Below are 23,265 nucleotides of genomic sequence, written 5' to 3' on the forward strand. Positions count from 1 at the left end.
AGCCATCCGCGTGAGCGCTCCTCCGCCCCGGCCGGCCACCCCGGCCGGGGCGGAGCCGTGTCCGTACCGCCGACCCTCTCCCGGAGCCGCCCGTGCCCTCCTTCGACCTGCTGCCCGGTGATCCCGGCTCGCCCGTGCTGCTGCACGTGCCGCACTCCGCGCGGACCGTCCCGGCAGACGTGCGGGCCGGGATCGTGCTGGACGACAGCGCGCTGGAGCGGGAGCTGGACCACATCACCGACGCGCACACCGCCGAACTCGCCGAGCGGGCCGCCGAACTGGCCCGGGTCAGGCCCTGGCGGTTCGTGAACCGGCTGTCCCGGCTCGTCGTGGATCCCGAGCGGTTCCCCGACGAGCGGGAGGAGATGGCGGCCGTCGGCATGGGCGCCGTGTACACGCGGACCACGCACCGGGGCGAGCTGCGGCCCGCGGACACCGACCCGGAGCCGCTGCTGGCGCGGTACTTCCGGCCGTACGCGCGCGCCATGGCCGAGGCGGTCGCCGGGCGGCTGGCCGCGACCGGCCGGGCCGTGATCATCGACGTGCACTCCTATCCCACCGAGCCGCTGCCCTACGAACTGCACGGCGCCGGCCCGCGCCCGCCGGTGTGCCTGGGCACGGACGCCTTCCACACCCCGGCGTGGCTCGCCGAAGCGGCCCGCGCGGCGTTCGCGGACACCGGGGGGACCGGCCTGGACAGCCCGTTCGCCGGGACCTACGTGCCGCTGGAGTTCCACGGCGCCGACGCCCGGGTCGCCGCCGTGATGGTGGAGATCAGGCGGGACACCTACATGACCGAGCCGGGCGGGGCCGCGGGCCCCGGCCTGGACCGCCTGGCCGGCCGGCTGGCCGCACTGGCCGACGCGGCCGCCCCCCGGTAGGCGCACACGGCCCCCCACCTGGCCTACGCCCGCAGGACAGCCGCCGGCGCCCGTACCAAGGTGGTGCGCATGACCGAGGAGATCACGCTCACCGGCCAGACCCCGCCCGTACGGGACTGGCCCACACCCGACCTGGACGGGACGGACTTCGACCCGGTGCTCGCCGGCCTGATGCGCGAGGGTCCGCTGACCCGGATCCGGCTGCCGTTCGGCGAGGGCTGGGCGTGGCTGGCGACCCGCTACGACGACGTCAAGCGGATCACCAACGACCCGCGGTTCAGCCGCACCGAGGTGACACGGCGTCAGGTGACCCGTATGGCACCGAACTTCGCACCCCGCCCGGGCTCGCTCGCCTGGGCCGACCAGCCCGACCACAACCGGCTGCGCAAGCCGGTCGCCGGCGCCTTCACGGTGAGCGCCATGAAACGGCTGCGGCCCCGCGCGCAGGAGATCCTGGACGAGCTGATGGACGGCGTCGTACGCGACGGGCCGCCGGCCGACCTGGTCGAGCGGGTGCTGGAGCCGTTCCCGCTGAGCGTCGTCAGCGAGGTGATGGGCGTGCCCGCCGCCGACCGGGCGCAGGTGCACGCCTGGACCCGGGAGATCATCTCCACCAACGGGGCCGAGGCGGCCGGCCGGGCCAAGGACGGCCTGTACGGGTGGATCAGGACGATCGTCCGGGCCCGTTCCGACGGCCGGGGCGAGGACGTGTACTCCATGCTCGGCGGGGCCGTGGCGCGCGGCGAGATCAGCGAGGAGGAGGCCGTCGGGCTGGCCGGTCCGCTGCAGATCGGCGGCGAGGCCGTCACGCACAACTGCGGGCAGATGCTGTACCTGTTGCTGACCCGGCCGGAGCTGATGGAGCGGATGCTGACGCATCCCGAGGCGCGCGGCCCCGTGCTGGACGAGCTGCTGCGGTGGATCCCGCACCGCAGTTCGGTCGGGCTCGCCCGGATCGCGCTGGAGGACGTGGAGATCGCCGGGCAGCGGATCGCCGCGGGCGAGCCGGTGTACGTCTCCTACCTCGCCGCCAACCGGGACCCGGCCGTCTTCCCCGACCCGGACCGCATCGACCCCGACCGCGATCCGAACCCGCACGTGGCGTTCGGCAACGGCCCGCACTTCTGCACCGGCACGCTGCTGGCCCGGCTGCAGACCGAGCTGCTGGTGGACACCCTGCTGGACCGGCTGCCCGGGCTGCGGCTCGCGGTGCCGGCCGAAGAGGTGCGCTGGCGGCACCGGACGATGATCCGCGGCCCGCGGTCGCTGCCGGTGACCTGGGTCCGCTGAGCGGGTCCGCGGGCGCTCACAGCGCCCGGGTCACGCCCGCAGCCACTCCGTGACGATCACCTCCGTGCCGGTCCGCAGCCTGAGGGCGAACGGGCCGGCCGGCGGGATGTCGCTGGTGAAGCGGCCGAGCGTGTCGACGGGGACCGGGCGGGCGGTCCGCGGGCCGTCGAGCACCTCGATGTGCGCGGACCCGGGCGGCAGCACCTGGCCGATCATCCCGTCCTCGGTGACCTCGACGTCGACGGTGACCTCGCCGGCGCTGAACGTCAGCATCCGCGGCGCGTCCGTCACGCCCCTGACCGGCAGCGCGTCCACCAGCGAGTCGAAGGTCAGCTCGGCGATCCGCGCGTCCAGGTCGTGCAACGCGTAGGCGTCCAGCGCCAGTTGGCGCAGGGCCTCCGGGACCGGGTCGAGGACCGCGGCCGCCTGGCGCAGCTCCCGCTCCAGCAGGGCGTCCGCCCGCTCCCCGTCCACCGGGCCCGTCTGAGGGAACCGTTCGTCCTCGTTCACGCCGCACCCCGTGCGTCCATCCGGTCCCGCAGCCGGCGCAGACAGCGCTGGCGCAGGGGGCCGATGCTGCCGACCGCGATGCCGAGCGCGGCCGAGATCTCTCCGTAGCTGGGCGGCGGGGAGGACACGAGCACGCGCAGCAACTGCCGGCAGCGCTCCCCCAGTCCGTCCAGCTCCTGCCAGAGGCGGCGGACCCGCTCGGCCCGGTCCGCCTCGTCCTCCGACTCGATCAGCGACTCCTCGGGGGTCCGGTCGTCGCTGGCCCGGTCCAGCACCCGCGGGTCGTCGGTCAGGGTCAGCCGGGTCAGGCTCTTGAGCACCTTCAGGCACTCGTGGCGGGCCGTGCTGGCCAGCCAGGAACCGGCCTTGTCGGGTTCGCGGATGCGGCCCAGGTGCTGGGCGAAGCGGAACCACACGGTCTGGTAGACCTCGTGCCCGTCGGCCTCGGAGAGCCGGTGCGCGCGCACCACCGACCACACCAGCGGACTCATCCCTTCCACCAGCGCCTTCCAGGCCGCGGCGTCCCCGTCGACGGCGGACCGGACGAGCGCGCCGACCTCTGTTCGGTCCACGGCTCCACCCCTCATGTACGGCACGTCATGGTACGCCGTGGGGCGGAGGGTTCCCGGCCTCATGCGGGCACGGCCGGGGCCACGACCGGAACCGGGCGCCAGGTGGGCGGCCGGAGCGCCGGGACGCGCGCCCCGCGCACCTCGGCGGTGTCGGTGGTGCCCGCGAGCAGCCGGGTGAGCGCCGTGCGCGGATCGCGCTCCGCGTGCGCCGTCATCCGGGCGGCGACGAGGCCGGCGGCGACCGGTGTGGCGAAGGAGGTACCGCTCCACTGGGCGAGGCCGTCGAACATCACCTGGTCCGGCTTGGCGCCGGTGCTCTCCCGGCCCTCGCTGAGCACACCGGTGTGGCGCGGGAACCGGCAGGTGCACGCATAGTCGTAGCCGAACCGGCAGGCGTCGTAGGTGGAGTGCTGGTAGACGTACGGCACGGGCGTGCCGAAGCCGGTGAGGGCGCTGGTGAGACGCTCGCCGGGGGCGAAGACCCGCACCCAGGGCCCGTGGTTGCTGAAGCAGGCCTCGCCGTCGCCGTCCGCGCGCAGCGCGCCGACCGACAGCACGCTGTCGCCGTACTCGGGCAGGGCGGCGTAGGCGGCGGGCCAGAACGGCGTGTCACTGGCGTTGTTGCCGGCCGCGGCCACCAGCAGGGTGCGCTGCTCGCGCAGTTCGCGCATGAACGCCTCCAGGCCGAGGAGGCCGTCGCCGCCCTCGGTGGTGGTGCCCGCGGAGAGGCTGATGATGTCGGGCCAGCCGCCCTGGTCGACCGCTTCGAAGAGCCGGGCGCCGAACTCGGACTCCAGGACGGCCCCGGCGTCGTTCAGGGTGCCGCGCACGGTGATCGCGGTGCCCGGCGCGACGGCCGCGAGGATCCCCGCGATGAACGTGCCGTGGCCGGCGTACGGACGCAGCACCCCGTCGGCGTCGGTCTCGGCCGCCTCGGGGTCGCCCGTGGTGCGGGCGAGCAGCGGGTAGGAGCCGTGGTCGTGGACCAGCCCGGTGTCGATCACGAGGACGCGGGCGGCGCCGTCCGCGTCGTCACCGCCCTCGGCGGCGGCCGGGTTGGCCGGCTGGGTGCGGGCGACCGGCACCGGCTCGTCGCCGGGGCAGGCGTTGACCGCGATGTGCACCACGTGGTTGCGGCCGACCAGCCGGCGGCCCCGGCGGTCCTCGGCCTCCCGCAGGGCGCGCAGCGCGTGCGGCACGGCGTCGTCGCCGGCGGCCGGGTCGCCGACGCGGATGCGGGTGACGCCGGTGCGGCCGGTCTGCGGGCCGTCGCGCCGGACGTGGTCCGGGACCAGGCCGTCGGTCGCGGTGAAGTGGGCGCGCACGGTGTCCTCGACGACGCGGGCCTCCTCGCCGTCCCGGGCCAGGACGACCCCCTTCTCGTACAGGAAGTGGGCGTCCTCGTCCGGGCCCATGGCCAGGGAGACGTCCGGCATCGAGCGCTGGATGTGCCGGAACTGCTCGTGGAACCGCTGTGGAGCCATGACCTGTCCTCCCCCTGACGACGGCGTTCGACAGTGAGAGCCGGGAGGCCGCCGTCTGATACAGGTGGCCACTACGATGCGACACGTGACGGCGGGAAGCGACTCGGTCCTCGAACTTCTGCCCCTGGTGTTCGCCGACCCGGGCGCGGCCCGATCCCGCGCGGAGCAGGTGCTGCGGGCCGCTCCGCCGCCGCTGCACGCGAGCGTCGCCCACCAGGTCCTCGGCATCTGGCAGCGGGACTTCGGCGACCTGCGGATCTCGCTGCGGCATCTGCGGCGGGCCCGGGACCTGGCCGCGCGCGCCGACTCGGCGGACCGCGAGGCGGATGTGCTCGCCACGCTCGGGGTCGCACTGGTGCACGCGGGGCGCACACGGCAGGGGCTCACCTCCTTCGAGCGCGGGGTGGCGCGGGGCAGCGGGCACACCCGCGCCCGGGTGCTGTTCCGGCGGGCGTACGTGTGGTGGGTGCTGGGGCGTCACCGGGAGGCGCTGGAGGACGTACGCCGGGCGCTGCCCGTGCTGCGGCAGGCCGGCGACGACATCTGGACCGCGCGGGCGCTGACCCTGCGGGCCACCGTCCATCTCGCGCTCGGCGCGGTGGACCGGGCGGTCGCCGACTTCACGGCGGCGGAGCGGCTGTGGGACACCACCGGCCAGGAGCACGACAAGGCCGACGCGGTGGAGAGCCGCGGGCTCGCCGCGTTCCGCTCCGGTGACATCCCGGCGGCGCTGCGCCTGCTGGACGAGGCCGAGGAACGGTACGCCAAGCTCGGCACCCCCACCTACATGCTGTCGCTGCGCCGCTGCGAGGTGCTGATGGCGGCCGGACTCGCCCCGGAGGCGCTGGCCGAGGCGGACGCGACGATCGCGCTGCTGGACCGGATCGGCGGCCAGTCCACCCGGAAGGCCGAGCTGCTGCTGGCCGCCGCGCGGGCCGCCCGCTCGGCCCGGGACCCGGACACCGCCGCGGCCCGCGCCGCCGTCGCCGTACGGCTGTTCGCGGCGCAGCGTCGGCCGTGGTGGGAGACCCATGCCCGGCTGGTGCTCCTGGAGGCGCGGGCCGCGGCCGGGCGCCGCTCGGGGCGGCTGGTCGCGGACGCGGCGGCCGTCGCGGAGAAGCTGGCCTCGTTCGGCTCGCCGGCCGCACCGGAGGCGTCCCTGCTCGCGGGCCGGGTCGCGCTCGCACTGGGCCGGCCGGCCGAGGCCGAACGGCATCTGGCGGCGGCCGCGCGCAGCCGGTACGGCGGGCCGCCGCCGGCCCGGGTGACGGGCTGGGCGGCACAGGCCCTCAGGGCGCGCGCGGCCGGGTCCCGGCGGGGCGTGCTGGAGGCGTGCCGGCGCGGTCTGGACGTGCTCGACGACCACCGGACGACGCTCGGCGCCTCGGAGCTGCGGGCGCACGCCACCGCGCAGGGCGCCGAACTGGCCGCGCTCGCCCAGGAGGTGAGCCTCGCCCACGGCTCACCGCGCCGGCTGCTGCAGTGGAGCGAGCGGTGGCGGGCGACCGTGCTGTCCGCGCCGCCCACCCGGCCGCCCGCCGACCCGGAGCTGCTCGGTGTGCTGACCGCCTACCGGGAGATCGCCGCCCGCGCCGAGGAGGCCCGGATGGAGGGCCGTCCGGTGCCGGCGCTGGAGCGCGAACAGCGGCGCCTGGAGCGGGAGATCCGCTCCCGCATCCACCGCATGCGCGGCTCGGCCCCGCACGAGGGCGACGGCTTCGACGTGGCCCGGCTGCTGGACCGGCTCGGCGAGGCGCGGCTGGTGGAACTCGCCGTGGTCGACGGGCGGGTGCACGTCCTGCTGTGCGGGCAGGGCCGGGTCCGGCGGTTCACCGGCGGCCCGCTCGCCCAGGCGGTCGCCGAGGCGGAGTACGTACAGGCCGGGCTGCGGCGCCTGGCACACCCCGGCGCCGAGGCCCGGCTGCCGCTGGTGGAGGCCGCCGGGCTGCGGCTGCAGGAGCTGCTGCTGGCCGGGGCGGCGGACCATCTCGGCCCGGGGCCCGTGGTGATCGTGCCGCCGGGGGCGCTGCACCGGGTGCCGTGGGCGCTGCTGCCCGCGCTGCGGGACCGGGTGCTCAGCGTCTCGCCGTCGGCGGGCAGCTGGCTGCGGGCCCGCGAGACCGAGCCGCCGCCGGGCGGCCGGCAGGTGCTGGTGCGCGGGCCGGGCCTCGCGACCGGCGGCGCGGAGGTGCCGGAACTGGCCGGCCGGTACGGCGCCGCGACGGTCCTCGAGGGCGACGACGCCCAGGTCCCGCGCGTGCTGGAGCACCTTGACGGCGCGGCGCTGGCGCACCTGGCGGCGCACGGCACGTTCCGCGCCGACAGCCCGCTGTTCTCCGCCCTGCGCATGGCCGACGGCCCGCTGATCGTGCACGACTTCGAACGGCTCGCCCGCAGCCCGTACCGGATCATCCTCTCCAGCTGCGACACCGCCCGCCTCGCCTCCGTCGGCGCCGACGAACTCCTCGGCCTGGTCACCGCGTTGCTGCCGCTGGGCACGGCCGGGGTGGTGGCGAGCAGCGCGCCGGTCAACGACGCGGCGGTGGTGCCGCTGATGCTCGCGCTCCACAAGGGCCTGGACGCGGGCCTGTCGCTGGCGGAGGCGCTCCGGGACGCCCGCACCGCCCTGCCGGGCGACTCCGTCCACCAGGCGACGGGCTGGGCGTTCGCGGCGTTCGGGGCCGCGTGAGCCTCACGCCGACGCCCGCTCCGGCGAGTCCACCAGCCAGGGCAGGGCGCCCCGGTCACCGGTTCCGAGACGGCTGTAGGCGCTGTACAGATGGTTGCCCACCGTCCGTACGGACAGCGTGAGCCGCTCGGCGATCTCCCGGTTGCTCAGCCCGGACGCCGCCAGCGTCACGATCTGCCGCTGCCGGGCCGTGAGTTCACCGAGGACGAGTCCCGCCAGCGCCGGTGTGCGGGCGTCCTGGCAGCGCCGCGCGAGCGCGACCGCCCGCGTGCGGGAGAGACGCGCGGCCCGCGGATCCTGGTGCGTCCGCGCGGCCTGCGCCCGCGCCTCGGCCGCGAACAGCAGGAACCCCCGCTCCTCCAGCTCCTCGGCGACCCTGTCGAGACCGGCTCCGTCCGCCCGCGCCAGGGCCTCCGCGTGCCGCGCGAACACGCTGCCGGCCGGCAGCCGCCCCAGGACCCGTTCGGGCGCGCCGAGGCGTACGGCGTCGTACCGGCCGTACACGTCGTCACTGCCGCCGTCGCCCACCTCCCCGTCCGCCCGGCGGAGTTCCGCGAGGCAGGCCGCGTCTCCCGGCGCCTCCCTCAGCCCCTCCCGGGCCCACGCGGCGGCGTCCCGCAGCTCGCCGCGCAGCCGTGCGAACCGGGCGCGGACGGCGGCGTACCCGGCGGGCAGGTACGCGCCCTCCGCGACCAGCCACTCCCCCACCGGTGTCGGGGCCGGGCGGACGTCGGACCGCTCCATCCGCCGCAGGAGCAGCCGGCGTTCGGCCTCCAGGGCCGGGCCGTACCGGACCGGCGCGCCGGCCAGCCGCCGGGCGCGCAGCCTGCCGGTCGTGGCGCGCAGGGCCGGCCCGTGCAGGGGATGGGCGAGGGTGACGTCGCCGGTCTCGTCGTCGACGTGGACCAGGCCGTCCGCCTCGAGGGCCTCCAGGACGTCCAGGGCCGCCGGGTCGAGGTCGTCCAGCGGCAACGGCAGCGGCTCGGCGAACGCGAGGCGCTCGAGGATGTCCCGCTCCCCGGGGTGGGAACGGTCGAGCACGGGCGCGAGCCGCTCCCGTACCGCCGCGGTGACGGGCAGCGCGCCCCGCCAGGCCCGCTCCTCGGTACCGGCCACGGGGCGCAGTAGTCCGGCCGGGCCGAGCGCGGCGACCAGGTCGCGCAGCAGCCGCAGATCGCCCCGGCACATCCGGTACAGCCGGCGCACGGTGAGCGGTTCGAGGCCGGCCGCGCCGAGCATGCGGGCGACGTCCTCGCAGGGCAGCGGCCTCAGGGCCAGCCGGGGCAGCAGCTCGCCGGTCCACAGCCGGGACACCGCGGCGGGCGCGGGCACGCCGTCCACCGCGGCCACGACCAGCCGGGTCCGGCCGTGCACCGCGAGCTGGTGCACGAGGGCGGCGGAGGCCTCGTCCAGCAGATGGGCGTCGTCCACGACGAGGAGCCGGACGCCGGACAGCGTCCGTACCGCGTGGTGCAGTGAGACGGTGTCGGGCAGCAGGTGGGCGAAGGCCGCGAAGGGCAGGCCCTGGGCCTCGGGGGTGCCGGTGACCAGGGCGTGCTCGGTGCCCCGGACCGCCTCGGTGATCAGCCGGGTCTTGCCGTGGCCGGCCGGTCCGGTGACCACGATGCCGGGCCGGCCGGCGGCCGACGATCCGCGGACCAGTTCCAGTTCCTCCTCCCGGCCGGTGAACGGCCAGGGCAGCTGAAGCGTCTCGGCGTCCTGCTCGTAAGTCCTCACGTCATGCAGAGCCCGCGTACTCAGGTTTGATACAGGGCGACTTGAGTAGCCCCCGACTCAGGCGCCCGGCGCCGGCGGGCGGGCAGGCTGGGCGCATGACCCGACGCCTCTGCCCGCTTGCGCGGCAGACGGCGGCGGCGCGCCGGACGACGGCGCCGCCCGGGTCCGGCTCGTCGGGGGCCGCCGTTTCGCCGTCCGCGTCCGTTCGCGCTCCGGGTGGGGGCCCGGGAGCGACGGCGGCCGGGTGCCGGTGACGGCACAGGGACGGCAGCGGCCAGGGTCCGGCGCCGGGGGGAGCGGGGAAGCGGCCGCGGTCGCCACCTACGGGGGAGGTGACGACCGCGGCCGCGTGGGGGTCGCGGCCGCCCGTTCAGGACGCGACCCGCTCGGCCGGGGCGTGCGCGGCGGCGTCGGGGTGGTCGAGGCCGAGGTGGTCGCGCAGGGTCGTGCCCGTGTAGTCGGCGCGGAACACGCCGCGCTCCTGGAGCAGCGGGACGACCTTGTCGGCGAAGGGGTCGAGGCCGCCGGGCGTGATGTGCGGGACCAGGATGAAGCCGTCGGCCGCGTCGGCCTGCACGAAGTCGTCGATGCTCTGCGCGACGGTGGCCGGGGAGCCGACGAAGGTCTGCCGGTTGCCGGTGTTGATGACCAGGTCGCGGATGGACCACTTGTTGGCCTCGGCGAGCTGCCGCCACTCACGGGCGACGGCGATCGGGTCCCGGTACATCCGCACCTGGGCGCGGCCCCGGGATATGTGCTCCTCGCTCACCACGGGGTCGACGTCGGGCAGCGGGCCCTCCGGGTCGTACGCCGACAGGTCGCGGTTCCACACGAACTCCAGGTGCTTGATGGCGGTGGCCCCGCTGACCTGCTGCCGGCGCACCTCGCGGGCGAGTTCGGCGGCCTCCTGGTCGGTGTCGCCGAGGACGAAGGTCGCGGCGGGCAGGATGAGCAACTGGTCGGGGCGGCGGCCGTACGCGGCGAGCCGGGACTTGACGTCCCGGTAGAAGGCCTGGCCCTCCTTCAGGGTCGCGTGCCGGCTGAAGATGGCGTCGGCGCTGGACGCGGCGAACTCGCGGCCCTCGTCGGAGTCGCCGGCCTGGAAGATCACCGGGCGGCCCTGCGGGGAACGCGGGACGTTGAACCGTCCGTGGATGTCGAAGTGCTGCCCCCGGTGCACGAAGGCGCCGGCCCTGGCGTCCCGCAGGAAGGTGCCGGTGGCGCGGTCGGCGAGGATCTCGTCGCCGCGCCAGGAGTCGAAGAGCTCGTTCGCGGTGGCGAGGAACTCCTTGGCGCGGGAGTAGCGCTCCTCCTGCGGCAGGAAGCCGCCGCGGCGGAAGTTCTCGCCGGTGAAGGCGTCCCAGGAGGTGACGACGTTCCAGGCGGAGCGGCCGCCGGAGAGGTGGTCGAGGCTCGCGAACTGGCGGGCGACCTCGTAGGGCTCGTTGAAGGTGGAGTTGATGGTTCCGGTCAGGCCCAGCCGTTCGGTGACGGCGGCGAGGGCGGCCAGCACGGTGAAGGTGTCCGGGCGGCCGACGACGTCGAGATCGTAGATCTCGCCGCCCTGTTCGCGCAGCCTGAGCCCTTCGGCGAGGAACAGGAAGTCGAACTTGGCGCGTTCGGCGGTCTGCGCGAAGTGCACGAAGGAGCTGAACTCGATGTGGCTGCCGGCGGCCGGGTCGCTCCACACGGTGGTGTTGTTGACGCCGGGGAAGTGCGCGGCCAGGTGGATCTGCTTCAGCGGCTTGCTCATGGGGTGGGGTCGTCCTCTCCTGCTCAGGCTGCTGCGTAGCGGTTGGCGGGGCGGGCGAGGCCGAGCAGGCCGCGCAGGGTGTCCGCCTCGTAGGCGCGCCGGAAGCGGCCCCGGCGCTGGAGTTCGGGCACCAGGTCCCGGCTGACGCGGGGCAGGTCGTGCCCGGCGACGGCGGGCCGCAGCCGGAACCCGGTGAGTCCCTGCGCGGCCAGCTCCTCCAGTTCGTCGGCGAGCTGGGCGGCCGTACCGGTGAAGACGCGGGCGTCGCTCGTGTACGGCTCCCCCGCGAGCGCGTCCAGCCGCTCCCGCCGGGCCTCGGCCTCGGCCCGGCTGCCGTCGAGGAAGACGACGAGGTCGCCGAAGACGTGCAGCGGCTCGGCGGCCCGGCCGGCGGCCTGCTGCTCGGCGCGGATCTCGGCGACGATCGCGCGGGCGTGGTCCGCGTCGTGCGGGGTGACGTAGCCGATGTCGGCCTGGCGGGCGAGAAGCCGGTACGGCACGGTCTGGTGGGCGAGGGCGGTCACCGGGGGCTGGCCCTGGGGCGGGCGGGGTGTGATGGAGGGGCCCTTGACGCTGAAGTGGCGGCCCTCGAAGTCGATGTAGTGCAGCTTGTGCCGGTCGATGAAGCGGCCCGTGGCCGCGTCCCGGATCTCCGCGTCGTCCTCCCAGCTGTCCCACAGCCGGCGCACCACTTCCACGTAGTCGGCGGCCTCGTCGAACAGTTCGGTGAGCAGGTCCTGCGCGGCCGGGCTGTCGTAGGCCTCGATCCGGCGGACGGTACGGCGGCCGAAGTGGGCGGCCTCGTGCGGCCGGGCGCTGATCTGCACCCGCACACCGGCGCGGCCGGTGCTCACGTAGTCGAGGGTGGCGATGGCCTTGGAGATGTGGAACGGCTCGGTGTGCGTGACCACCACGGTCGGGACCAGGCCTATGTGCCGGGTGAGCGGGGCCACGCGGGAGGCGATGAGCACCGCGTCGAGCCGGCCGCGCACCTGGTCGGTGCGCTCGTCGGGGTCGAACGGGTGCGAGGACTGCGGGCCGAGGCCGTCCTCGAGGGTGACGAAGTCGATCAGGCCGCGCTCGGCCTCGGCGACCAGGTCGGCCCAGTACCCGGCGGTGAACAGCTCACCGGGGCGGGCGACCGGCTCCCGCCAGGACGCGGGGTGCCAGCCGGTGCCGTCCAGGGCGACGGCGAGGTGCAGTGGGGAGGAGGGTGCTGACGAGGAGGTAGCGGACACGTCGGTGCCTTCCTTGACGTCCGGAGGAGAACACCGGCTCGCGGGGCGGGCGTCGGCACGGGCGAGCGCGGCAGGAGGAAACCCGGGCCTTGCGGGCCGGGCGGGCCGGGAGAAGGGGTCAGCGGCGACAGAGCGCGGCGGACACACGCTGGAGGTCTATGTGCGCCCGGGATGTCAGGCGGACGGAGCGGTACGGGCGCGGGGCGCGCTGCGGGAGTGCGCGGGGCACGGCCGTCACCTCCGTCCGTCGGGCTCGGCGGGCCGGGTGGGCGGCCGCCTCGCGGATGTCGTCACGACGCACAACGCGCGGGCCGCCCACGGTTGTTCCCGCACCACGGGACCGGCACGGTCCCGGCCCGGCCCCGTGGTGCGGCCGGCCTCAGGAGTTGTCCAGCGGCAGTCCGGGCGGGTTGACCCGGGACCTGGCGACGGCCTCGTCGGAGAGGTTGTACGCCTTGAGCCACTTGGCGTACTGGCCGTGCTCGATCAGGTAGTTGACGGCGTCGGCGAGCGGCTTGGCGAGGCCGCTGTTCTTCTTCGCGGTCGCCGCGATCAGGCCCTGCAGCCTCGCGCCCGCGCCGGAGTAGGTGCCCGCGGTGCGGGTGGCATTGGGCGTGCCGGCCACCTGGCGGTTGTGGTAGGCGAAGCCGGGGTTGGGACCGAAGGAGGCGTCGATCTTGCCGCTGTTCAGGGCGAGATAGGTGCTGGGGCTGTCCTGGAAGTACTTGACGGTGAGCTTCTTGCCCTCCTTGGCCAGCTTGTTCTTCCACTCCAGGAGGATCCTCTCCTGGTTGGTGCCGGAGGCGACGGCGATCGTCCGGCCGGCGAGGTTCTCGTAGTCGCCGTCGAAGTTCCAGGTGCTCTTCTTCGGCACGAGGAAGGCGAGGTTGTCCTGCCGGTAGGAGGCGAACTCGTACTTCTTCTTGCGTTCCTCGGTGTCGGTGACGTTGGAGAAGGCCACGTCGACCTTGCCGCTGTCGATGCCGACGAAGAGGTTCTCCCAGGTGGAGTTCTTGACGTCGGCCCTGAGCCCGAGGACCGCGGCGACCAGACGGCCGAGGTCGGGCTCGGAGCCGGTGAGGGTCTTCTGGTCGCTGCCGACGTACGCCAGCGGCGGGAACCCGGCGGGCAGGGCGCCGATGCCGATCTCCAGCGTGCCGCGCTTCCTTACGGCGGCGGGCAGTTCGGCGCTGATGGACTTGACCTCGGAGACCCTGAGGGTGGTCTGGGTGGCGGCGCCGTTGGAGACGCGGCCGATGACGACCTCGCCGGACCTGGCGCTGTCGGTGGTGGTGGCCGCGTCGCTGTCGCCACCGCAGGCGGCGAGCCCGGTGGCCAGGGAGGCGACGGCGGTCGCCGCGGTGATGCCGCGTATCAGGCTGCGTCGGGTGAAGTGGGTGCGCATGGCCGTTCCTTGTCGCTGAGGGTGCTGAGGGTGGTGTGGGGGGAGGTCGTGGGGATGCGGCGGGTCACAGGACCTTGCTGAGGAACTCCCTGGTCCGCTCGTGCCGCGGTCGGTCGAGGACCTCGGAGGGCGGGCCCTGTTCGACGATCCGGCCGCCGTCGAGGAACACGATCCGGTCGGCTACCTCGCGCGCGAAGCCGATCTCGTGGGTGACGATGACCAGGGTGGTGCCGCTGGTGGCGAGGTCCTTGATGACGGAGAGCACCTCGCCGACCAGTTCGGGGTCGAGCGCGGAGGTGGGCTCGTCGAACAGGATGATGCCGGGGCGCAGGGCGAGCGCCCGGGCGATGGCGACGCGTTGCTGCTGTCCGCCGGAGAGCCGGCGCGGGTAGGCGTCGGCTCGGTCGCCGAGGCCGACCCGGGTGAGCAGTTCGCGGGCCAGTTCCCGGGCCTGGGGACCGGTGAGCCGCCCGGTGGCGACGGGCGCGGCGGCCACGTTGTCGAGGACGGTCAGATGCGGGAAGAGGTTGAAGTTCTGGAAGACGAAGCCGATCCGGCTGCGCTGGGCCAGGATGGCGCGCTCGCTCAGCTCCTTCAGCCGTCCGCCGCCCGCCCGCTTGACGCCGATCAGCTCGCCGCCGACGCTGACATGGCCGATCTCGGGTTTCTCCAGGTGGTTGACGACTCTGAGCAGCGTGGACTTGCCGGATCCGGAGGGCCCGATGACGGCCACCACCTCGCCGGGGCGGACGGTCAGATCGATGCCGTCCAGCACGCGGTGGGTGCCGTACCATTTGTGCACGTCGTGGACCTCCAGCGCGGCCGGGGTCGTCTCCAGGGTGTCGGCGGTGGTCATACGGCGGCCTCCCTGCGCAGCCGGGCCCGGAACTCGGCGAGGCCCGAGCGCGCCTTCTGCAGCGGGGTCGGCGGCAGGCTGCGGGTGGCGCCCCGCGCGAAGTACCGCTCGACGTAGAACTGGACGACGGACACGGCGCTGGTGAGGATCAGGTACCAGACGGTGGCGACCAGCAGCAGCGGCACGATGTCGCCGGGGTAGGTGCTGCCCATGGTCTGCACGGAGCCGAACAGGTCGAGCAGCGAGACGTAGAACACCAGCGAGGTGCTCTTGATCAGGCCGATGAGCTGGTTGACGTAGTTCGGCGTGATGGACCTCAGGGCCTGCGGGAAGACGATCCTGCGGAACTGGTAGCCCTTGGGCAGGCCGAGCGCGGCCGCCGCCTCGTGCTGGCCCTGGTCGACGGAGAGAAGGCCGCCGCGGACGACCTCGGCCGCGTACGCCGCCTCGTTCAGGCTGAGCCCGACCACGGCGACCGTCATGTCGGTGGCGAGCCGCGACTCGTCGAAGGTGACGAAGGCGGGGCCGAAGGGGATGCCGAGGCTCAGGGTCTTGTACAGGGCGGAGAAGTTGTAGAGGAAGATCAGGACGACGATGAGCGGCACCGAGCGGAAGAGCCAGGTGTAGGTCCAGCTCACGGCGCGCAGCACGGGGCTGCCGGACTGCCGGCCGAGGGCCAGCAGGATGCCGCCGAGGAGGCCGAACACGGCGCTGAGCGCGGCGGCTTCGAGGGTGATCAGCAGGCCGTCGAGGACGGTGGGGCGCAGGAACCAGTAGCGGAAGCGGTCCCACTGGTAGAACGGGTTGGTGGCCAGCCCGTGCAGGATCTGCGCGACGAGCACGAGCACGACGGCGGTGGCGATCCACCGGCCCGGACGCCTGAGGGGCTGAACGCGCTGTGCTGTCAGCGGCTTTGACGGTGTGTCGACGGGTGGCGCCTCGGTGAGGGAGACGACGGCGCCTGGGGGTTCGCTCATGGCGGGCTCCGGCTTGAGTGGGCGTGAGTCGGGCACCCGGATCGCGGCGTGCGGACGCGGGCCGCCGCGGCACTGCGGCACGGGGCGGCGCACGGCGGCGCGGGGGAACCGGGGGCCCGCGGACGGCGGCACACCGCACGGGCGGCGGTGTGCGTCAGGAACGCGAGGAGGGCGGGCGAGGCTGGAGGAAGGCGTCAGCCCCGGCGGCGGGCACGGCCCGGCGCGGTACACAGCGCGCTGTTGACGCGGAGCAGGTCGACGGCGCGGTCGGCGACGAGGAGCCCGGCGTACGGCCGTACGCGGCCCTGGGAGCGGCTCGCGGCCGTCCTGGGAGCTGCGTCCATGGCGTCACCTGTCACTGTTCCGGCCCCGCGGGGCCCTCGCGCTTACCGAGAACGTCGTTCCGGTCCGGTCGTCACCTGGGGCACCCCACCGCGGTGCGAGGGTTGCCGGTCAGCGAGCCAGGGCTTGGCGCTGACGCTCATGACCGTTCTGAGCCGTAAGTAAGGCAGCCGGCCGTTCGATTGTCAACGGCCGTCCGCCCAGTGGACGCCGGTGGTGCCGGCGTCACCTGCGGAAAGCGTCCTCGGCGTCGGCGGCGTGGCCCGCCCAGTCCAGGATCTGGACGGCGGCTCCGGCGGCCTCCAGCCCCTGGCAACGGCCGTGGTGGCGGCGGGAGATGCCGTCGAGGTCGAGGTGGCGGCCGAACGCCGGGTGGGCGGCCAGGCGGCGCGCGTAGGCCCACAGGGCGCGGTGTCCGGCGATGCGGTGCACGGCGGAGGCGTCGAGGTGGCAGCGGTGGACGGTGTCCAACTGCACGAGGGCGACCCAGAGTTCGACGTCGGCGGCGGTGAGCCGGCCGTCGACCAGGTAGTCCTCTCCGGCCAGCCGCCTGTCCAGCCGGCCCAGGGTGTCGAGGAGCACGCCGAGGGCGTCCTCCCGCTCGGCCGGGTCGGCGCCGGCCCGGCCGGCTCGCTGCGCGGCCGCTTCGATGCCGTCGGCGCACATCCGTTCGACGGCCTCGATCACGGACTCCTGGCCGCACGGGTACAGGGCGGCCGTGCCCTCGCGCGGGAAGCGGTCGAGGTCCCGCAGGATGTCACCGGCGTGGGTGCTGACGATCCGCCCGGACCAGTCGTCGCTGAGCACGGGCGCGAGGGCCGGACCGGTGTAGTGGTGGGCGCTGGCCTCGTACAGCGGGCGCAGCGCCGAGTGGCCGCCGCCGGGACAGTCGGGCACGGCGGGCAGCAGCGCCACCGGACAACTGCCGTCCAGGCCGAGGAGGCTGTGCGCGACGGCGAGGCGCAGCCCGTCGGGGCAGGCGGTGGACAGATGGAGCCGGTAGCGGTGCGGCACGGCGTAGTGGCCGCTGCGCGGGTCCTGGCCGATCCGGCCCCGGAAGACGGGTGCGGCGCGGTGGACGGACGGGACGGCGGCAAGCGGAGCGATGGACATGCGTCTCCCCGGGTGATGGGCGTACGGACGTGCGCGTCGACGGCCGGCTCCGGCCGGTGGGCATGACGGCCGGCGCGGGCCGGCCGGTGGGCGCGGGGGGCCGGCTCAGCGGCAGCGGCTGATGGCGCTGCAGACGCGCAGCAGGTCGATGTGCCGGCGGGAGGTGAGCAGGGGGGCGCACAGCGGCGTACGGCCCGTGCGGCCGGTGCCGGGGTCGAGGCGCGTCATCATTCCCTACCTGTTCACTAGGGTTCCCGTTTCTGGAGTGTCGATCCGGCGTCCGGCGCCGTCAAGGGGGCGTCCACGCCTGGGACACCCGGCCGGGGCGGTACGCCCTCTCCGCGCCTGCCGGAAGCCTCCTCAAAATCAGGACCATGTGACATAGTACTGCGCGTGGCGAAGCGACTGACCTGCGATGTCGTGGTGGTCGGCGCCGGCATGGTCGGCGCGGCCTGCGCCCTGTACGCCGCGCGGGCCGGCCTCGACGTGCGGGTGGTGGACCGGGGCCCGGTGGCCGGCGGCACCACCGGCGCGGGCGAGGGCAACCTGCTCGTCTCCGACAAGGAACCCGGCCCGGAACTCGATCTCGCCCTGCTGTCGGCCCGGTTGTGGGCGGAACTGGGCGACGAGCTGGGTACGGCGGTCGAGTACGAGCCCAAGGGCGGCCTGGTGGTCGCCTCCGCCCCCGAGGCGCTCGCCGCGCTGCACGCGTTCGCCGACGGCCAGCGGGCGGCCGGAGTCGCGGCCGACCCGGTCGCCGCGGACCAACTGAGCGAGCTGGAGCCGCACGTGGCCCCTGACATGGCCGGCGGGGTGCACTATCCGCAGGACGCTCAAGTGATGCCCGCCCTCGCCGCCGCCCACCTGCTGCGCGCCTCCGGCGCCCGTCTGCACACGGGGTGGACCGTGACCGCGGTGCTGCGCACGGCCGGCGGCGCGGTGACCGGCGTCCGCACCGACCGCGGCGACCTGCACGCACCGGCGGTGGTGAACGCGGCCGGCACCTGGGGCGGCGACCTCGCGGCGCTGGCGGGTGTCCGGCTGCCGGTGCTCCCGCGGCGCGGCTTCGTCCTGGTCACCGAGCCGCTGCCGCGGATGGTCCGGCACAAGGTGTATGCCGCGGACTACGTGGCGGACGTCGCCAGCGACACGGCGGGGCTGCGCACCTCGCCGGTGGTGGAGGGCACGGCCGCCGGCCCGGTGCTGATCGGCGCGAGCCGGGAACGGGTCGGCTTCGACCGCTCGCTGTCGCTGCCGGCCGTGCGGGCGCTCGCGGCCGGGGCGATCGGGCTGTTCCCGTTCCTGGAGCGGGTGCGCGCGCTGCGGGCGTACCCGGGATTCCGGCCGTATCTGCCGGACCACCTCCCGGCGATCGGCCCCGACCCGCGCGCGCCGGGGCTGTTCCACGCGTGCGGGCACGAGGGCGCCGGCATCGGACTGGCCGCCGGTACTGGGCAGTTGATCGCGCAGGCCCTCACCGGGAAGGCACCGGAGCTGGACCTCGGACCGTTCCGGCCGGAGCGGTTCGGCACCGACGGAGGAGACACGCCGTGAACCCAGAGGAGCCGCACCGGTCCCGTGGGCCGCACCGCGCCGCCGACTCACCCGGGGCGGCCCGTGCCGGGCGGCGGCACCGCGCGGACGGTCCGCTGGAGTCGGCCCGGGCCCGGCCGGGCCCGGCCTTCACCGTCACCTTCGACGGCCGCGCTCTGACCGCCCTCCCCGGCCAGACGGTCGCGGCGGCGCTGTGGGCGGCGGGGGTGACGTCCTGGCGCAGCACCCGCGGCGGCGGCCGGCCGCGCGGGGTGTTCTGCGGGATCGGGGTGTGCTTCGACTGCCTGGTGACGGTCAACGGCCGGGCGAACCAACGGGCTTGCCTGGTGCCCGTGCGGCCGGGCGATGTGATCCGCACGCAGGAGGGGACGGGACGATGACCGAGCGCGCGGACCTCGCCGTCGTCGGGGCGGGCCCGGCGGGACTCGCGGCAGCGCTGGCGGCGGCCGCCCGGGGCGTGCGGGTCATCCTCGTCGACGCGGACGGGCAGGCGGGCGGCCAGTTCTACCGGCAGCCCGCCCGAGCCCTCGGCGCCCGCCGCCCCCAGGCCCTGCACCACCAGTGGCGCACCTGGGAACGGCTGCGGGACGGCCTGGAGGCGCACCTCGCCGCCGGGCGGATCACCCACCTGACGGATCATCACGTCTGGTGTGTCGAACGGAAACCGGGCTCCTCCGCGCGAGAGCCGGCCTCTTTCGCGGTGCACGCCCTGCGCGGACCCGCACAGCAGGAGGGGGTCACCGTCCGCGCCGGCGCCGTGCTGCTGGCCACCGGCGGCTACGAACGCGTCCTGCCCTTCCCCGGCTGGACGCTGCCCGGCGTGGTGACGGCAGGCGGGGCGCAGGCCATGCTCAAGGGCGGGCTGGTGCTGCCCGGCCGCACGGTCGTGGTGGCCGGCACCGGGCCGCTGCTGCTGCCGGTGGCCACGGGGCTCGCCGCGGCGGGCGCCCGGGTGGCGGCGCTCGTGGAGTCCGCCGGGCCCAAAGCCGCGGCGCGCCGGTCTCCGGCCCTCGCCGCGCACCCCGACAAGCTCGCCGAAGCGGTCTGGTACGCGGGGCGGTTGGTGCGGTACCGGGTGCGCACGCTGGCCCGGCACACCGTGCTGGAGGCGCACGGCGCCGGCCGGCTGGAGGCGGTGACCGTCGCCGCGCTGGGACGGGACGGCCGGGTCCGGCCCGGCAGCGCGCGCCGCATCCGCTGTGACGCCCTCGCCGTAGGCCACGGCTTGCTGCCGCACACCGACCTCGCCGAGACCCTCGGCTGCACCCTGGCCGGCGCGGCCGTACGCGTCGACGACGAGCAGCGCACCGACGTGCCCGGCGTGTGGGCCGCCGGGGAGACCACCGGCGTCGGCGGCGCGGCCCTCGCACTCGCCGAGGGCCACATCGCGGGCCGCTCGATCGCCGCCCGGCTGCACGGCACCGCCCCCGACCCGCGCTCCTGGGCGGCGGCCGCGCGGGCCAGGGACCGCGGGCGGGCGTTCTCCGCGGCCCTGGAGACGGTGTACGCCCCTGCGCCGGGCTGGGCCGACCGGATCACGGACGACACGGTGGTGTGCCGCTGCGAGGAGGTCACCGCCGGCCAGGTGCGCACGGCCTCCGGCACGCTCGGCGCGGATGATCCGCGCACGGTGAAGCTGCTCACGCGGGCCGGGATGGGCTGGTGCCAGGGCCGGATGTGCGCCCCCGCGGTGGCCGGCCTGACCGGCTGCCCACCGAGCCCCGGACGCCGGCCGTTCGCCCGCCCGGTACCGCTGGGCGTCCTCGCCGCCCTGCCCGACGACTGACGCGGCCCGGCGGGGTCCACCCACGGTCCTGCCGACCGCATCCGACCGCACCTGGCCGGCACCGGCCGTTCCCCCAGCCAGTACGCCTCGCCGTCGTCGCCGGGGGTTCGAGTGACCCCCGGGGGGTCCACCCGTGGCCCTGCGCACCGTACTCCGCCCGCGCCCCTGCCCGACGGCACTCCTCGCCGCTCCCGACCACGCCTCCCGATCACGCCCGACGACCCTGCCGACCGCTCGGCCACCGCCCCGACTGCACTCCCCCGGCTCCAAGCCCTGTCCGCCGATCACCCGGATCAGTACCATGTCACACACCACAGGAATGGGGACCTCGGATGACTCACCCGCAGCACCGCCCCTGGCGCGGCGTTCTCGTCGCCACCGCACTCCCCCTGCGCGACGACCTCTCGATCGACTACGACCGCTATGCCGAGCACTGCGCCTGGCTGGTCGCGGAGGGCTGTGACGGCGTCGTACCGAACGGCTCGCTCGGCGAGTACCAGGTGCTGACGCCCGCGGAGCGCGCCCGGGTGGTGGAGACGGCCGTCGCGGCGATCGGCGGGGAGCGGGTGATGCCGGGCGTCGCCGCGTACGGCGCGGCCGAGGCGCGACGCTGGGCCGAGCAGGCGGGCGAGGCCGGCTGCGCGTCGGTGATGCTGCTGCCGCCCAACGCCTACCGCGCCGACGAGCGTTCCGCCCTCGCCCACTACGCCGAGGTCGCCCGCGCGGGCCTGCCCGTGGTGGCGTACAACAATCCTGTCGACACCAAGGTCGACCTGGTGCCCGAACTCCTCGCCCGGCTGCACGGCGAGGGCCACATCCACGGCGTCAAGGAGTTCTCCGGCGACGTCCGCCGCGCCTACCGGATCGCCGAACTCGCGCCGGAACTGGACCTGCTGGCCGGTGCGGACGACGTCCTGCTGGAGCTGGCGGTGGCCGGCGCCCGGGGCTGGGTGGCCGGTTACCCGAACGCCCTGCCCGGGGCCTCGGTGCGGCTGTACCGCGCCGCGACGGCCGGGGACCTCACCACCGCGCTCCCCCTGTACCGGCAGCTCCACCCGCTGCTGCGCTGGGACTCCCGGGTGGAGTTCGTGCAGGCGATCAAGCTGTCCATGGACGTCGTCGGCCGGTACGGCGGCCCGGTGCGCCCGCCGCGCATGCCTTTGCTGCCCGAGCAGGAGGCACAGCTCCGGGCCGCCACCGAGAAGGCCGTCGCCGCGGGCCTCGCCTAGGCCCGCGCTCGCACGAGGGAGCCGGAACATGCGCAGCAGACTCGTCCTGCACGCCGTCGACTCGCACACCGAGGGCATGCCGACCCGGGTGATCACCGGCGGGATCGGCACGGTGCCGGGCGCGACGATGAACGAGCGGCGGCTGTACTTCCGTGAACACCGCGACCACGTCAAGCGGCTGCTGATGAACGAGCCGCGCGGCCACTCCGCGATGAGCGGCGCGATCCTGCAGCCGCCGGCCCGCCCCGACTGCGACTGGGGCGTGATCTACATCGAGGTCTCCGGTTACCTGCCGATGTGCGGGCACGGCACCATCGGGGTGGCGACCGTGCTGGTCGAGACCGGCATGGTGGAGGTGGTGGAGCCGGTGACCACCATCCGGCTCGACACCCCGGCGGGGCTCGTGGTCGCCGAGGTCAGGGTGGAGAACGGCGCCGCGCGCGACGTCACCCTGCGGAACGTGCCGTCGTTCGCCGTCGCCCTGGACCGCGAGATCACCCTGCCCGACGGCCGTACGGTCACCTACGACCTCGCCTACGGCGGCAACTTCTACGCGATCCTGCCGCTGGACGCGTTCGGGCTGCCCTTCGACCGGGCCCGCAAGGACGACATTCTGGCGGCCGGCCTGTCGCTGATGGAGGCGATCAACTCCGAGGCGGAACCGGTGCATCCGGAGGATCCGTCCATCCGCGGCTGCCACCACGTGCACCTCTACGCGCCCGGCGCCACCGCCCGCCGCTCACGGCACGCGATGGTCATCCACCCGGGCTGGTTCGACCGCTCGCCCTGCGGCACGGGCACGAGCGCGCGCATGGCCCAGCTGCACGCGCGCGGCGAACTGCCGTTGCACACCGAGTTCGTCAACGAGTCGTTCATCGGCACGCGCTTCACCGGACGGCTCCTCGGTACGACGCGGGTCGCAGGGCTCCCGGCGGTCCTGCCCAGCTTCACGGGCCGCGCGTGGATCACCGGCACCGCGCAGTACCTGCTCGACCCCACCGACCCCTTCCCGGAGGGCTTCGTCCTCTAGACCGTCCTCTAGACTCACCGGGTGATGCGTGACATGGCATCGGACACGGGAGGCGCTCGGGTTCCCGCCCTCCCCCGGCTGGGCGGCCGGCGCAGCAGCTACCGCGAGCGGGTCGCCGACGCGCTGCGCGCCGCGCTGATCGCGGGCGAGCTGCGGCCGGGCGAGGTCTACTCCGCGCCCTCGCTCGCCGCCCGCTTCGGCGTCTCGGCGACGCCGGTGCGGGAGGCGATGCTGGACCTGGCCAAGGAGGGCCTGGTCGACACCGTGCCGAACAAGGGCTTCCGGGTCACCGTCGTCTCCGACAAGCAGCTGGACGAGTACACGCACATCCGCGGCCTGATCGAGATCCCGACGGTGGCCGCCCTGGCCCGCACCGCCGACCGGGTCTCGCTGGAGGCGCTGCGCCCGGCGGCCCGCGAGATCGTCACCGCGGCGGTGGCGGGCGACCTGATCGCCTATGTGGAGGCCGACACCCGCTTCCACCTCGGCCTGCTCGCCCTCGCGGGCAACGCCCACCTGGTCGAGGTGGTCGCCGACCTGCGCAAGCGCTCCCGTCTGTACGGTCTGACGGCGCTGGTGGAGGCCGGCCGGCTGCTCGCCTCCGCCGAGGAGCACCTCGAGCTGCTCGACGCCCTGCTGGATCGGGACGAGGAGGCCGTCCACGCGATCATGACCCGGCATCTGGGCCATGTGCGCGGTCTGTGGGCGGACGGCGAGGACCAGGACCGGCGCTGAACATCTGGCGGTAAAGAGGCCGCACCAGCGCACTTTTTCCGCGATCGGCCGCCCCGGACGGCACAAGAAACGGCGATTTTGCGG

22 protein-coding genes and 1 riboswitch are annotated in these 23,265 nt (G+C 75.0%); of the genes, 9 read left to right on the forward strand and 13 right to left on the reverse strand.

All coding sequences use genetic code 11. The annotated features are described in order from the left end of the window. Window positions 1-92: 92 nt before the first annotated feature. Window positions 93-881, forward strand: coding sequence for an N-formylglutamate amidohydrolase (locus OG956_RS04305; RefSeq protein WP_330336586.1), 789 nt, complete (start codon window positions 93-95; stop codon window positions 879-881). 69 nt (window positions 882-950) lie between these two features. Continuing rightward, window positions 951-2,171, forward strand: a complete 1,221-nt coding sequence (locus OG956_RS04310; RefSeq protein WP_330336587.1) for a cytochrome P450 — start codon at window positions 951-953, stop codon at window positions 2,169-2,171. Window positions 2,172-2,201: 30 nt separating this feature from the next. On the opposite strand, the gene OG956_RS04315 is transcribed toward OG956_RS04310, so the two are convergent. From OG956_RS04315 to OG956_RS04325, 3 genes are read right to left on the reverse strand one after another with little or no spacing between them, the layout of a single operon-like run. Further along, window positions 2,202-2,681, reverse strand: coding sequence for a hypothetical protein (locus OG956_RS04315; RefSeq protein ID WP_330336588.1), 480 nt, complete (start codon window positions 2,679-2,681; stop codon window positions 2,202-2,204). Next, window positions 2,678-3,253 carry an RNA polymerase sigma factor gene (locus OG956_RS04320; protein ID WP_330336589.1) on the reverse strand — a complete coding sequence of 192 codons (576 nt, stop codon included), beginning with the start codon at window positions 3,251-3,253 and terminating at the stop codon, window positions 2,678-2,680. The genes OG956_RS04315 and OG956_RS04320 overlap by 4 nt, the downstream gene beginning before the upstream one ends. Before the next feature lie 59 nt (window positions 3,254-3,312). Beyond that, window positions 3,313-4,737: a S8/S53 family peptidase gene (locus tag OG956_RS04325; protein WP_330336590.1), complete on the reverse strand. Its 1,425-nt coding sequence runs from the start codon at window positions 4,735-4,737 to the stop codon at window positions 3,313-3,315. A gap of 76 nt (window positions 4,738-4,813) precedes the next feature. Between OG956_RS04325 and OG956_RS04330 the strand changes: the two genes are divergently transcribed. Next, on the forward strand, window positions 4,814-7,426 hold the full coding sequence (locus OG956_RS04330; RefSeq protein WP_330336591.1) for a CHAT domain-containing protein: 2,613 nt from the start codon (window positions 4,814-4,816) through the stop codon (window positions 7,424-7,426). 3 nt (window positions 7,427-7,429) lie between these two features. Here the strand turns inward: OG956_RS04330 and OG956_RS04335 are convergent, their stop codons facing one another. From OG956_RS04335 to OG956_RS04375, 10 genes are all read right to left on the reverse strand, one after another. Beyond that, a complete protein-coding gene (locus tag OG956_RS04335) occupies window positions 7,430-9,163 on the reverse strand; it encodes a LuxR family transcriptional regulator AbsR2 (RefSeq protein WP_330336592.1) in 1,734 nt (577 codons plus the stop codon). Window positions 9,164-9,533: 370 nt separating this feature from the next. Beyond that, the gene (locus OG956_RS04340; protein WP_330336593.1) at window positions 9,534-10,916 is read right to left on the reverse strand and encodes an NtaA/DmoA family FMN-dependent monooxygenase; all 1,383 of its coding nucleotides are present in this window, start codon (window positions 10,914-10,916) and stop codon (window positions 9,534-9,536) included. 23 nt (window positions 10,917-10,939) lie between these two features. Continuing rightward, window positions 10,940-12,154, reverse strand: a complete 1,215-nt coding sequence (locus OG956_RS04345; protein WP_330336594.1) for an LLM class flavin-dependent oxidoreductase — start codon at window positions 12,152-12,154, stop codon at window positions 10,940-10,942. Window positions 12,155-12,272: 118 nt separating this feature from the next. Further along, entirely contained in the window at window positions 12,273-12,473 is a 201-nt protein-coding gene (locus OG956_RS40180; protein WP_443065527.1) for a putative leader peptide, read from the reverse strand. Between the two features lie 60 nt (window positions 12,474-12,533). Then, the gene (locus OG956_RS04350) at window positions 12,534-13,559 is read right to left on the reverse strand and encodes a transporter substrate-binding domain-containing protein (RefSeq protein ID WP_330336595.1); all 1,026 of its coding nucleotides are present in this window, start codon (window positions 13,557-13,559) and stop codon (window positions 12,534-12,536) included. A gap of 64 nt (window positions 13,560-13,623) precedes the next feature. Then, window positions 13,624-14,415: an amino acid ABC transporter ATP-binding protein gene (locus OG956_RS04355; RefSeq protein WP_330336596.1), complete on the reverse strand. Its 792-nt coding sequence runs from the start codon at window positions 14,413-14,415 to the stop codon at window positions 13,624-13,626. Beyond that, window positions 14,412-15,392, reverse strand: a complete 981-nt coding sequence (locus OG956_RS04360; RefSeq protein ID WP_330336597.1) for an amino acid ABC transporter permease — start codon at window positions 15,390-15,392, stop codon at window positions 14,412-14,414. Before OG956_RS04360 ends, OG956_RS04355 begins: the two co-directional genes overlap by 4 nt. 194 nt (window positions 15,393-15,586) lie before the next feature. After that, a complete protein-coding gene (locus OG956_RS04365; protein ID WP_330336598.1) occupies window positions 15,587-15,736 on the reverse strand; it encodes a hypothetical protein in 150 nt (49 codons plus the stop codon). A 33-nt stretch (window positions 15,737-15,769) separates the two neighbouring features. Beyond that, a riboswitch (SAM riboswitch) is annotated at window positions 15,770-15,881 on the reverse strand. A 78-nt stretch (window positions 15,882-15,959) separates the two neighbouring features. Continuing rightward, window positions 15,960-16,847: a glutathione S-transferase C-terminal domain-containing protein gene (locus OG956_RS04370; RefSeq protein ID WP_330336599.1), complete on the reverse strand. Its 888-nt coding sequence runs from the start codon at window positions 16,845-16,847 to the stop codon at window positions 15,960-15,962. A gap of 105 nt (window positions 16,848-16,952) precedes the next feature. Beyond that, window positions 16,953-17,078, reverse strand: coding sequence for a putative leader peptide (locus OG956_RS04375; protein ID WP_330336600.1), 126 nt, complete (start codon window positions 17,076-17,078; stop codon window positions 16,953-16,955). Window positions 17,079-17,240: 162 nt separating this feature from the next. Between OG956_RS04375 and OG956_RS04380 the strand changes: the two genes are divergently transcribed. The 6 genes from OG956_RS04380 (at window position 17,241) to OG956_RS04405 (ending at window position 23,181) form a co-directional block, all read left to right on the forward strand. Beyond that, window positions 17,241-18,401, forward strand: a complete 1,161-nt coding sequence (locus OG956_RS04380; RefSeq protein ID WP_330336601.1) for an NAD(P)/FAD-dependent oxidoreductase — start codon at window positions 17,241-17,243, stop codon at window positions 18,399-18,401. Window positions 18,402-18,496: 95 nt separating this feature from the next. Beyond that, entirely contained in the window at window positions 18,497-18,781 is a 285-nt protein-coding gene (locus OG956_RS04385) for a (2Fe-2S)-binding protein (protein ID WP_330342734.1), read from the forward strand. After that, the gene (locus tag OG956_RS04390; protein WP_330336602.1) at window positions 18,778-20,187 is read left to right on the forward strand and encodes an FAD-dependent oxidoreductase; all 1,410 of its coding nucleotides are present in this window, start codon (window positions 18,778-18,780) and stop codon (window positions 20,185-20,187) included. The genes OG956_RS04385 and OG956_RS04390 overlap by 4 nt, the downstream gene beginning before the upstream one ends. Window positions 20,188-20,519: 332 nt before the next feature. Further along, window positions 20,520-21,416, forward strand: coding sequence for a dihydrodipicolinate synthase family protein (locus OG956_RS04395; protein ID WP_330336603.1), 897 nt, complete (start codon window positions 20,520-20,522; stop codon window positions 21,414-21,416). A 28-nt stretch (window positions 21,417-21,444) separates the two neighbouring features. Continuing rightward, the gene (locus OG956_RS04400) at window positions 21,445-22,446 is read left to right on the forward strand and encodes a proline racemase family protein (RefSeq protein WP_330336604.1); all 1,002 of its coding nucleotides are present in this window, start codon (window positions 21,445-21,447) and stop codon (window positions 22,444-22,446) included. 33 nt (window positions 22,447-22,479) lie between these two features. Beyond that, a complete protein-coding gene (locus tag OG956_RS04405; protein WP_330336605.1) occupies window positions 22,480-23,181 on the forward strand; it encodes a GntR family transcriptional regulator in 702 nt (233 codons plus the stop codon). The last annotated feature ends 84 nt before the right edge of the window (window positions 23,182-23,265 follow it).

This window comes from Streptomyces sp. NBC_00557, from assembly GCF_036345995.1.
GTDB lineage: Bacteria > Actinomycetota > Actinomycetes > Streptomycetales > Streptomycetaceae > Streptomyces.

Coding starts and splice junctions, on each gene's coding strand:
- OG956_RS04310 (WP_330336587.1), top strand. CDS start 951: ATGACCGAGGAGATCACGCTCACCGGCCAGACCCCGCCCGTACGGGAC.
- OG956_RS04325 (WP_330336590.1), bottom strand. CDS start 4,737: ATGGCTCCACAGCGGTTCCACGAGCAGTTCCGGCACATCCAGCGCTCG.
- OG956_RS04330 (WP_330336591.1), top strand. CDS start 4,814: ATGCGACACGTGACGGCGGGAAGCGACTCGGTCCTCGAACTTCTGCCC.
- OG956_RS04340 (WP_330336593.1), bottom strand. CDS start 10,916: ATGAGCAAGCCGCTGAAGCAGATCCACCTGGCCGCGCACTTCCCCGGC.
- OG956_RS04350 (WP_330336595.1), bottom strand. CDS start 13,559: ATGCGCACCCACTTCACCCGACGCAGCCTGATACGCGGCATCACCGCG.
- OG956_RS04355 (WP_330336596.1), bottom strand. CDS start 14,415: ATGACCACCGCCGACACCCTGGAGACGACCCCGGCCGCGCTGGAGGTC.
- OG956_RS04360 (WP_330336597.1), bottom strand. CDS start 15,392: ATGAGCGAACCCCCAGGCGCCGTCGTCTCCCTCACCGAGGCGCCACCC.
- OG956_RS04365 (WP_330336598.1), bottom strand. CDS start 15,736: ATGGACGCAGCTCCCAGGACGGCCGCGAGCCGCTCCCAGGGCCGCGTA.
- OG956_RS04370 (WP_330336599.1), bottom strand. CDS start 16,847: ATGTCCATCGCTCCGCTTGCCGCCGTCCCGTCCGTCCACCGCGCCGCA.
- OG956_RS04375 (WP_330336600.1), bottom strand. CDS start 17,078: ATGATGACGCGCCTCGACCCCGGCACCGGCCGCACGGGCCGTACGCCG.
- OG956_RS04390 (WP_330336602.1), top strand. CDS start 18,778: ATGACCGAGCGCGCGGACCTCGCCGTCGTCGGGGCGGGCCCGGCGGGA.
- OG956_RS04395 (WP_330336603.1), top strand. CDS start 20,520: ATGACTCACCCGCAGCACCGCCCCTGGCGCGGCGTTCTCGTCGCCACC.
- OG956_RS04400 (WP_330336604.1), top strand. CDS start 21,445: ATGCGCAGCAGACTCGTCCTGCACGCCGTCGACTCGCACACCGAGGGC.
- OG956_RS04405 (WP_330336605.1), top strand. CDS start 22,480: ATGGCATCGGACACGGGAGGCGCTCGGGTTCCCGCCCTCCCCCGGCTG.